Annotated in this window: 9 protein-coding genes; 6 read left to right on the forward strand and 3 right to left on the reverse strand. The window is 56.2% G+C overall.

Annotated features, from left to right (window positions below; all coding sequences use genetic code 11):
- The first annotated feature begins 231 nt into the window (after window positions 1–231).
- The 3 genes from JMF94_RS14930 (at window position 232) to JMF94_RS14940 (ending at window position 3,201) form a co-directional block, all read left to right on the forward strand.
- Window positions 232–501 carry a hypothetical protein gene (locus tag JMF94_RS14930; RefSeq protein ID WP_240826085.1) on the forward strand — a complete coding sequence of 90 codons (270 nt, stop codon included), beginning with the start codon at window positions 232–234 and terminating at the stop codon, window positions 499–501.
- 326 nt (window positions 502–827) lie between these two features.
- Window positions 828–2,006 carry a type IV secretion system protein gene (locus JMF94_RS14935; protein ID WP_240826086.1) on the forward strand — a complete coding sequence of 393 codons (1,179 nt, stop codon included), beginning with the start codon at window positions 828–830 and terminating at the stop codon, window positions 2,004–2,006.
- 304 nt (window positions 2,007–2,310) lie between these two features.
- Window positions 2,311–3,201, forward strand: a complete 891-nt coding sequence (locus JMF94_RS14940; RefSeq protein WP_240826087.1) for a hypothetical protein — start codon at window positions 2,311–2,313, stop codon at window positions 3,199–3,201.
- A gap of 630 nt (window positions 3,202–3,831) precedes the next feature.
- Here JMF94_RS14940 and JMF94_RS14945 read toward each other — a convergent pair.
- The 3 genes from JMF94_RS14945 to JMF94_RS14955 are packed head-to-tail and all read right to left on the reverse strand — an operon-like array spanning window position 3,832 to window position 6,377.
- Window positions 3,832–5,490 (reverse strand): type IV secretory system conjugative DNA transfer family protein, encoded by a 1,659-nt coding sequence (locus tag JMF94_RS14945; protein WP_240826088.1) that lies wholly within the window; start codon window positions 5,488–5,490, stop codon window positions 3,832–3,834.
- 3 nt (window positions 5,491–5,493) lie between these two features.
- Window positions 5,494–5,784, reverse strand: coding sequence for a hypothetical protein (locus JMF94_RS14950; RefSeq protein ID WP_240826089.1), 291 nt, complete (start codon window positions 5,782–5,784; stop codon window positions 5,494–5,496).
- Complete coding sequence (locus JMF94_RS14955) at window positions 5,781–6,377, reverse strand: hypothetical protein (protein WP_240826090.1); 597 nt, start codon at window positions 6,375–6,377, stop codon at window positions 5,781–5,783. Before JMF94_RS14955 ends, JMF94_RS14950 begins: the two co-directional genes overlap by 4 nt.
- A 193-nt stretch (window positions 6,378–6,570) precedes the next feature.
- Here JMF94_RS14955 and mobQ point away from each other — a divergent pair, with 193 nt between their 5' ends.
- The 3 genes from mobQ to JMF94_RS14970 are packed head-to-tail and all read left to right on the forward strand — an operon-like array spanning window position 6,571 to window position 9,023.
- Window positions 6,571–8,439, forward strand: a complete 1,869-nt coding sequence (gene mobQ, locus JMF94_RS14960; RefSeq protein WP_276612956.1) for a MobQ family relaxase — start codon at window positions 6,571–6,573, stop codon at window positions 8,437–8,439.
- Between the two features lie 55 nt (window positions 8,440–8,494).
- Window positions 8,495–8,734, forward strand: coding sequence for a ribbon-helix-helix protein, CopG family (locus JMF94_RS14965; RefSeq protein ID WP_240826092.1), 240 nt, complete (start codon window positions 8,495–8,497; stop codon window positions 8,732–8,734).
- 1 nt (window position 8,735) lies between these two features.
- Window positions 8,736–9,023: a type II toxin-antitoxin system RelE/ParE family toxin gene (locus JMF94_RS14970; protein ID WP_240826094.1), complete on the forward strand. Its 288-nt coding sequence runs from the start codon at window positions 8,736–8,738 to the stop codon at window positions 9,021–9,023.
- The last annotated feature ends 206 nt before the right edge of the window (window positions 9,024–9,229 follow it).

Raw genomic sequence — 9,229 nt, forward strand, 5'->3', positions numbered from 1 at the left:
AAAAAAAACTATGTTGCGAGCAACGGAGCCCTCAAGCTTTCCGTACGGTTTTTCTACGTGGTAGAAGCCGGGAAGCTTCGGCGTAGGGCTGTTCTTGTGTTATATATTCCGTTTCTTGCCATGGAGTTTAACAAAACAATGTATCTGCCCATGAATGGGAATTGCGATGCGTAAAGCAATGAACGCTGTTTTGCAATTGCCATGTTTTCACAAAACTTTCCAGGGGGAAATATGATGAAATATTTGTGCGTAGTTCTGTTGGTCCTGTGTACCACTGCTATTTGCGCTTGTTCTAAGGGCGAAGAAAAGAAGCAGGATAATATTGCTTACCCACAGCATGAACCTATTGAGCTCGATGGAAACCAGAAGAAAGGGCCGAAACTGTCGCCAGAGGCACGGAAAATTCTTGAACAGGATAAGGCGATACAAAAGAAGGCACATTCAAAGCCTCATGTCTCCGATAAAGAACTGTTGGGTAACATCCCGCAGCCTAAATTTTAGGAGGATGCCTGTATGAAAATTTCCAAAAAAAGTTTTTCCGCTTGCATAAAGCGTAACTTTACACTGCCGGATTTTCGACTGCTCTTTAATCGCCTTGTCGGGGTCCCGGATGACTTTCGTTGGAGCTTGAAAGGACTGCCAAAAGAGCGAATCCGGGGGTGGTATCTTCTCCTTCTCTCCTGCGCGCTTTGGGTGTGTGTGTCCCTGGTTAAGCCATCGTGGGGCTTTTGGGCTACAATCCCTCTGGTGCTGGTCCTCTGGCACGTTGGAAGCATATGCAGCACACCTCTCACCACGACTACCACGGACCAAGAGGAGGAGCCCAAATGAAGATCAAGCACCTTCTGATCCTCTGTACATTGGCGTTTCTTCTCTATGCGACAGTTGCAATGGCGCAACAAGGGCTCGACGATTCAAATGTTACAGTTAATGAAGAAGTTAACAAGGCTGTATCAATGCTTGATACTCCTGTTGCTGGTGTCGGATTTTCTCTTATCAGTACATATGTTAGCCTTATGTCAGCAATTTCAGCGGCGACAACTGGCATTGGAAGCTCTTTTACGGCGTCGTTTCGCGGGCTGGCGACGTCTCTTGTAGTATTATATATTACAGTAATCGGGATACTCTGTTTTAGAGGGTATTTCCCGAATGTAAAACAAGAAGTTGTAACACTGTTTCTTTTAATGTTTGTGACCCAGATAGTCTTTAACCCTGGAAATTATCAAGATTGGATTGCAGGTCCAATTCTTGAAACAATAAAAAGTGTCGGCGATTTCTTTGTCACAAAATCGACAGGCGGGCTGAGCGGTTCAATGCTTCAGGTTCTTGGCGACGGTATGGATAAGATTATGGCCGTATGTGTGAAAATTAATAATGCGGCAGAAATTTTGAGCCCAAAACTATTAATATCCGGAGTTATAGCCGAAATCGCACTTACGTTGACGTATGTTGCGGTTATCATCGTCTTCCTGTTGATAAACGTAACAATGTGGTTTGGAATATATTTGTTGAACGTGTTCGGTGCAATATGCCTGTACTTCGCAATTTTTCCTGTTACACGGCATATCTTCTTTGCGTGGCTCAGGGCCATAATCAATTATGGGCTAGTAATAGTGTTTGTCTCTCTTATATTGGGCGTGTGTTTAAAGGTAATGACTCCTCGTCTAGATATTCTTGCTGTCATGGATTTTGGAACAGTGAACCCGCTCTTAAACTCCGCAACGTTTATTGTCATCGCAATAAATGTGCTATGCTGGTGCATGTTGCTCAAAGCCCCAGATTTTGCGGCGGCACTTACCGGTGGAAGCGCAGGCAATACCGCTGGAATTGCAGGCGTCGTGAGCATGACAGGAGGAGCCGCCTACGGTGGGGCAAAAAGCCTGATCCGTAACCGATTCAGCGCCGGAGGCGGCGGGGCGGCCCCTGGCGGGGGGAACATTGGGGCCGCCGCTCGGAGTCTTGGACGTGGGGTACGCTCGGCAAGCGCACGGCGAGGGATTGAGTAGGTGACACGCGGAAAAATGGCTGCGCCACGGGGGGAAACGCCCTTGCCACGGGGGAAAAGGCCCTTGCCACACAAAAAAACGGCCATGCCACAAAAACGAAAAGTTGGGAAAGGCGGACGTCAGCGAGGTATGGCGGGGAGGGGTGAGCTTGGCAACCAGGCCGAAAAAGGCCTGATGCGGATAGATAGACAATCTCCCCAAACGCACGGTAGAAGCTGAAAGACGACAAAATATGAGGGCCGGGGGGTGCCACCCCCGGCCCTAGAAACCCCGCCAGAGGCGGGCGGTCAAAGGAGAGTACCCTATGACCAAGCATAAGCCTACGCATCTCGAATCCGCCGAGCAAGCCCCCACCACCGAGGCCCCGAACGATTGGCGGGCTTCTGCCCAACGCATTGAGGCTCTTCGGGCCAGCCTCCCCAAGTCGGAGCCAGAGCCGGAACAGGCGACCTTGCCCGGTGTCACCGTGCCCAGGACGCCCGGAGACACGGCCCCCATGAACAACGACCTTGCCAGGACGCCGCTTTTCGCGCCCATCAAGCGCGGCCGGCGGAAAATGCTGGACAAGGCCCCGCTCCCCGGTCCTGCCGGGAACCGGGCGGCTTGTGTTTCCGGCAAGCAACTGGACATGGCCGACCAGGACGTTTTTCTCTGCGGCTTGAAGCAGGCCGCAGAGGTCGGCCCGGACCAGCCCGTAACCGTTTTGCTTGGCGAATTTCTTACAAGCCTAGGCTGGAACAGCCGGAGTGACGCGGCTTACCGCTGGCTCAAGGGGTCCTTTGAACGTCTCGCCACCTGCCGCCTCTTTTTTGAGACGGAAGAGCGCATGTTGAGCCTTCCTCTGCTCGGTCCCTTGGAGTTCGACAAGCGAGAAAAGACGTGGACTTTTACGATTCCAGAAAAGACCATGGCCCTTTTCCTGGGCCAGTCCTACGGCTTTGTTGACCTGGCCAAGCGCCGGGCCTTGGGCAAGCGCGTTGACCTGGCTAAGTGGGTTCAGAGCTATGCCGCCAGCCACGCCCCCGGCCAACACTCCGTGAGTCTGGAAAATCTGCACAAATGGAGCGGCTACGAAGGCCGGATGCGTGACTTTCGGACCTCCTTGGCGGAAGCCCTGGACGAGTTGCGCCGCGTGGGCGTCCTCACGTCTTGGGAGTTCGCAGAGCGCAAAAAAATAGTGTGCTGGTACAGGTAGATGTATGCAAAAGCGCGGTGTCGTTGCGACGGCTAATCGCAATGACACCGCGCTTTGTCGCAATGACACCGCGCTTTGTCGCAATGACACCGCGCTTTGTCGCAATGACACCGCGCCACCAGTCCGCAAACCGTTGGGACGCAACGGTTCCCAGCCCTCTCTTCTCTTAACCAAGAATTAAAGACAGAAATCCAGCGCCCGCGCGCGCGCGTTGATCCTCCCCCCCTTTTCATCCCCCCCCTCTCCCCCCGCTGCTTCGCAGCAACCCCCCTCCGGGGGGTGTGTGGCCTTCGGCCAGAAAGAAAGGCGGTGGCCCCCCACAGATGCGCCCTCCGGGCGCGGGGGCCAGACCCCCAAGAACTCCACCCAAGCGCTCCGGCCCCTGGCCGATACTTCACCAGGTACAACCCTTGTCCTAAAATCCGCCGTGGGGGGTGAAAAGGCAAAACAGCCGCCCCGCGCCCTTTGGGCGCTATTCTGGGGCTCTGCCCCAGCCCCCGGAAAGGCGTGGGGAAAACGCTAGGAGGCACCTAGACGGCACGAAGTGGTTTTTTGTGGGAGTCCACCAAAGAAAAACGCCAGGAGGCCGTAAAAGCCATCCTGGCGAGTTCTCGGCATAAGCCCCAAGGGCTAGCCGTAAAACGGATTTTTATCGAAGTACCCCACGTAGTCAGGGTCAAACAGGTAGTTCAGCCGTGCAAGTTGGTGGGGAGGCTGGCCCTGGACGAACACAATCGGCCACTCTGGGGAAAGTCGCATGACTTCATCCGGGGTCATCAGGTCGCGCGCAGCAATGTGTTGCGACGTAGAAATAGAGCCTCCCTTTGCATTGTACCCTATATTACGGCTTTCACTCACGGTGCTATACACGATTGTTTGCTTTCCAAGGCTATCAGAAATGTATTTTGCCGTATCGTAATCCGTTGTTCCAAAGAACTGCCGCGCCGAATTTGCAAGAAATGTTTGCCATTTCTTATAAACGCCCTTGAGCTGCGAGAGGTCTTGCACGAATAGCCAGAAGGCCGCGCCGTAGCCCGACACCAGCGAGATAGCATTTTCAATCAAGGCCATGTGCCCAAGTTGGGCGAATTCATCCAGCATAAACAGCACCTTGTGCTGCGGCTGAATCTGGGTACGGGTAATTCCGGTAAGGGCCAGGCCGAAGAAGCCCCGGACGAAAGAGCGATACGGCACTAAGCGATCTGGGGGCATGACGAGGTAAACGGTCATGGGCGCAGCCTTGAGCTCGGCCAGCTTGAAGTCAGAGGCCGAGAGCGCCAGGGCAATACGAGGATCATCAAGCCAGGCCGTATGTCGGAGCGCCGCAGACAGGACGCCGGAGCGGTCCTTTTCCGCCTTGGCCATGAACGTGTTTGCGGCCCTGGCGATGACCCCAAAGCCCGCCTTGCTCTCGCTCATTGAGGCCAGAACCCCGTCAAATTCGATTTCCGGCAGCGTCAGGGCTTCCCGCACGGTGCCCATGTGCCGCTGATCTTCCGGCAGGGTCGCCGCGTAGAGAATGAGGCCCTGCAAGAGATTTGAGGCGGCATCGTCCCAATAGGGATCAGCATTTTCCGCACTCCGCACAACGACCAGGTCGGCCAAGGTGGCCGAATCGGCCACGCAATCAGGGCTGGCCGGGTCGATCATGTCCAGCCAGTTAAAGCGGGCCGTCTGGCCCCCGGTGAGGCCGAAGGGGTCCACCAGGTAGACCGCCTGGCCCAATTCCCGCCGCCGCCTGGCCGTGACGGCGTAATTCTCGCCCTTGATGTCGAGGCAGAGCACAGAGCCCGGATATTCCAGCAGGGCCGGGATAATCGCGCCAATGCCCTTGCCGGAACGGGTCGGGGCCACGGTGAGGACGTGGCCCTTATGCCGGAAGTGCCGGGCCACCTTGGGGGAGGAATAGAAAAGGCCCAGGGAAACGCCCTCGTTCCCCAGGTTTCCGCCCTGCTTTGCGTGTTCTTCCGAAGCCCATTGCGCCGAACCGAGTTTATCCGAATGCGGAGATTCCCGCGAGATAAGCCGTGCACCGAGCGCAGTTCTTTTAAAGACGCTGTAGATAACTGCAATAATAAAGATTAACAGCAAAATTTTAATGTAAGATGGTGCGTTAAATGTTAACATATGGTCTGGAAGCATTTTGCTAATCGACGACATAATAAGATCAAACAAAAGTAAAATAATAGCGATAACAGCGCCAGCATTTGAGTTATAGCGACGTATGCTAAACCGCCATGAAAAAATAAAAAACAAAACAAAAAAAATTATACTTGATAGCTTTGGCATACACTATCTCTCTATTTCTTTAGCAATGCGTTCACGTTGTATGCGGTCGCTTTCGTTCTCGCTGAGCGCTGTATAGACAGCCGCAAGATATGCCAAAAGCCCCGCCCCTTGGAGTCCAAGACGCTGGCCGTTGCGGGCTTCCAAAAGCCTTTGAATGGCCTTGTGTGCTTTGGCAAAACGCTTGGAGTCGTGAAGCGCCCCCGACAAGGCTTTGACGTAGCGTCCAACGTCCGGCGCGGGCACACCGAGATCATGGAGCAGCCCGGCCAGTTCTCCAAGGTCTTCCGGCATCATTCCACGGCCACCCACTCCACGACAATTTCCGGGGTCTTCTCAAATTTCTGCCCCGCGTAAATGGTGAATTGTTGCCGTGCGGCGCGCTCGGTTGAAGGCTTGGGACGCGTTCCATTGTTCACGGCATTTTGTATGGCCTCTATCGCGTTCCCAAGCGCCTCTTGGCTGTCCTTCCCGGCGACTCCGAGTGTGGGGAAATCTGGCGACCATGCGCCAGTGCGTGAGCCTTCCATGTAAATGCAGACTGGATACCTTACCTCGGCACTTTCAGAAGGAACATTTTCAGCATCATCCGTGGCGCTTTCATCGTCCGCGTTCTCCGCCGTTTCTTCATGGGAAACTTCAAGAGGAGCAAGGTTGAAAAGTTCCCGATCATCCTTGCGGGTAAGGCGCTTGTTCAAAAGGCCGTCCAGCCATGCCTTGATGTCGGCATTCTTTTTCACTGCTTCCAGCACCAGGGAACCAACAAGCACCTTGCGGCGGGTATCGTCCTTTCGGACTTGCTTTGCCTCACGCGCTCGGAGTGCCTGAATTTTGGCGTCCAGCTTGGCCTTTCGCTCCATGAGCTTTTGCAAATTCTCTGCTTTAGGCATTTCGGACCTCCGAAGAGATAAGATTTAAACCGCTGATGGATTTCAAGACGTGCCGCCGATATACAGCCCTTGACAGGAAAAGGCAAGGGTGCGAAGAGGGAGGCACGGAAACCCGAAGGGCGCACTTACGCAAACTTCGTTTGCAGTGCGGCGGGGAAGCCCCGCAACAGCAGGAAGAGTAAGGCGAAAGAGAATGGCCGTATACCACTTGAGCATGAGCAAGATTCAGCGAAGCGCCGGGCGTTCAGCCGTGGCAGCTGCGGCCTATCGCGCATCTGAAATGTATACGGATGAAAGGACCGGAGAACACCACGACTATACGCGCAAGCGCGGCGTTGAAAATTCCGAAATCTTCGCCCCGAAAGATGCCCCGGAATGGGCGCATAACCGTGGGAGGCTTTGGAACGAAGCCGAGGCTGCGGAAACTCGGAAAAATTCCGTGACAGCACGCGAAATAGTTTTGGGTTTACCTCATGAGCTACCGGCGAACGAACGCCGAGAGCTTGCGAACGAATTTGCCCGGCACTTAGTGGAGCGCTACAAGGTCGCTGTTGACGTGAATATCCATGCGCCGAGTAAGGATGGAGACGGGCGAAATCATCACGCCCATTTGCTCTTTTCGACGCGGCAGATTTTGGCGGATGGGTTCGGCAGCAAGACGCGCGAGCTTGACGACAAAAAGAGCGGTCCAGCAGAGCTAGAGCACCTTCGGGCGGAATGGGAACTTTACGCCAATCGCGCCTTGTCCGGGGCGGGGCAAACATCACGCATAGATCACCGGACGCTCACGGAACAGGGCGAGGACCGTTTGCCGACTCGGCACATGGGGCCGACCGCAACCGCGATGGAGCGGCGAGGCGTCCGCACGGAGCGCGGGCGCTGGAACCGGAAAGTTGCCGCGCTGCACAACGCCAGGAAGCGGGCGACGAGGCTTGAACACGAGGGAAGGGCGGCGAAGGCCCACGGGCCGGATTTGATGCAGTCTGCCTTGAACCAGGCGCAAAACGGCGTTCAGCGGGATTTCCAGAAGGGGGCGCGGGCCGTGGAGGATCTTTTGAAGAGCCGCAAGCCAACGGAGCAGCAGAGCACCCCAGGCCAGGCCGTAGAGGGGCGGCGCCATGAAGCCGGGGGGGCTGGGGGGAATCCCCCCAGTATAGCGCCAGAAGGGCGCGGGGCGGCTGTTTCGCAGGGCGAGGCCCTGCCCTCTCGCCGGGGGGTATTTTTTACGCCTAAGACTGTGCAGAGCTTGGATGCCCTGTCGCCGCGTGAAGTCCAGAAGCGTTTTGAGGCCAGAGAGATACGAGCGGACAGAGAAGCCCGGCGCGAGGCATTCCTTGCGAAGCAACCAGGCTGGAAAGACTGGTTTGAAGGGCGCGAGGCGTATAGCCGTGAGCGCCAGGAGTTTTCCAGGGACCGGGCTACGGACCGGATGCTAAAGGCTGCCCGCGAACGTGAGTGGGCGCACCTGGCCCAGGAGCGCGCCGAGTTCGAGGAGCGGCTACGGAACGCATCCCCCTTGGAGCGCGCCAAGTTCAAAATAGGCGTTGGGACGCTGGCCAAGGAAGAGGCGGCGCTTGCAGAGCGCGGGGCCGAGTTTGAGCTACAAGAGCGGCCGTTAGAGAAGCGGCAGGCGGCGGACATGACGCGGCGAGTCGCGCAAATGGTCAAACTCGCCAAGCAAGAGGCTGCAGCTAGGCGGAAGCTCGGCCTGGACGGCAAGACCAAGGCCGAATTTGACCGCGGCCTTGCCGAACATCGGGCCAAGGTTGGGGCCGAGTGGGGGCGTGAGCGCGAAGCATGGGGGCACTATTTTACCGACCGGAACGCCCAGGAAGGGGCCAAGCGCGCCGCCCAGAAGCAGCAACAGGCACAGCAGAAGCGGCAGGAGAGCCCGCTAGAGCGGGTGAAGCGGTTGACCGTTGAGGCGGAAAACTATCCGACTCGCGGCGAACGTGACAAGGCGCGTGCCCAGGTCAAAACATTGTCCGGCCAGCTGAGCCGGGCGGACCAGTACCAGCTAAAGAAGTGGCGCGAGGCCCAGGAGTGCGGACGCGAAAGATAGGGGTTGCGGGCAGCCGGAAAAGTGTGTAGTCATTATCGCTACACAAGGAGGGCTTATGACAGTTCCCGTTCCCACCAGCATACGGCTTGACCCAGAGACTTTGAAGCAGGTTGACGCCATCGCGGCGGCGGAAGGCCGAAGCAGACACTGGATTTTGGTGCAGGCGGTGAAAGACGCCCTAGATGCGCGCGCCGCCTATGCGGCCGCCGTGCAGAAGGGCCTTGATGAAGCCAACGCCGGGCAGTTCGCCACGGACGAAGAAGTGGCCGCCATGTTCGCCAAGTACGGGGCCTAAGATGCGGCTTCGCTGGACGCTTGAGGCGTTGAAAGACTTTGAAGAGATCGTGGGCTATGTTGCCCAGGAAGACAGCCAGGCCGCCCGGGCAATCGCCGTTGCGATCAAGGCGGCGAGTAAGAGCCTAGAAACGCTTCCCAACCGTGGGCGTCCTGGTTTTATTGAAGGAACGAGGGAGCTTATAATTCCGCGTCTGCCCCACTTTTTCGTCTACAGGGTTCACGCAGATCAAGTACAGCTCCTGCGCATTTTGCACCAGGCGCAGAAATGGCCGAGGATTGTTCAATGATGGACAGGCCAGAAAGCACGAGAGAGAGCCGGAAGAGCTGAAAACAGAGGGCCGGGGGGTGCCACCCCCGGCCCTAGAAACCCCGCCAGAGGCGGACGGTCAAAGGAGAGTACCCTATGACCAAACGTATTCGTAAAAAAATTCTCAAAAAAAACTATGTTGCGAGCAACGGAGCCCTCAAGCTTTCCGTACGGTTTTTCTACGTG

The sequence above is a fragment of the Desulfovibrio sp. UIB00 genome, from assembly GCF_022508225.1.
Classification (GTDB): domain Bacteria; phylum Desulfobacterota; class Desulfovibrionia; order Desulfovibrionales; family Desulfovibrionaceae; genus Desulfovibrio.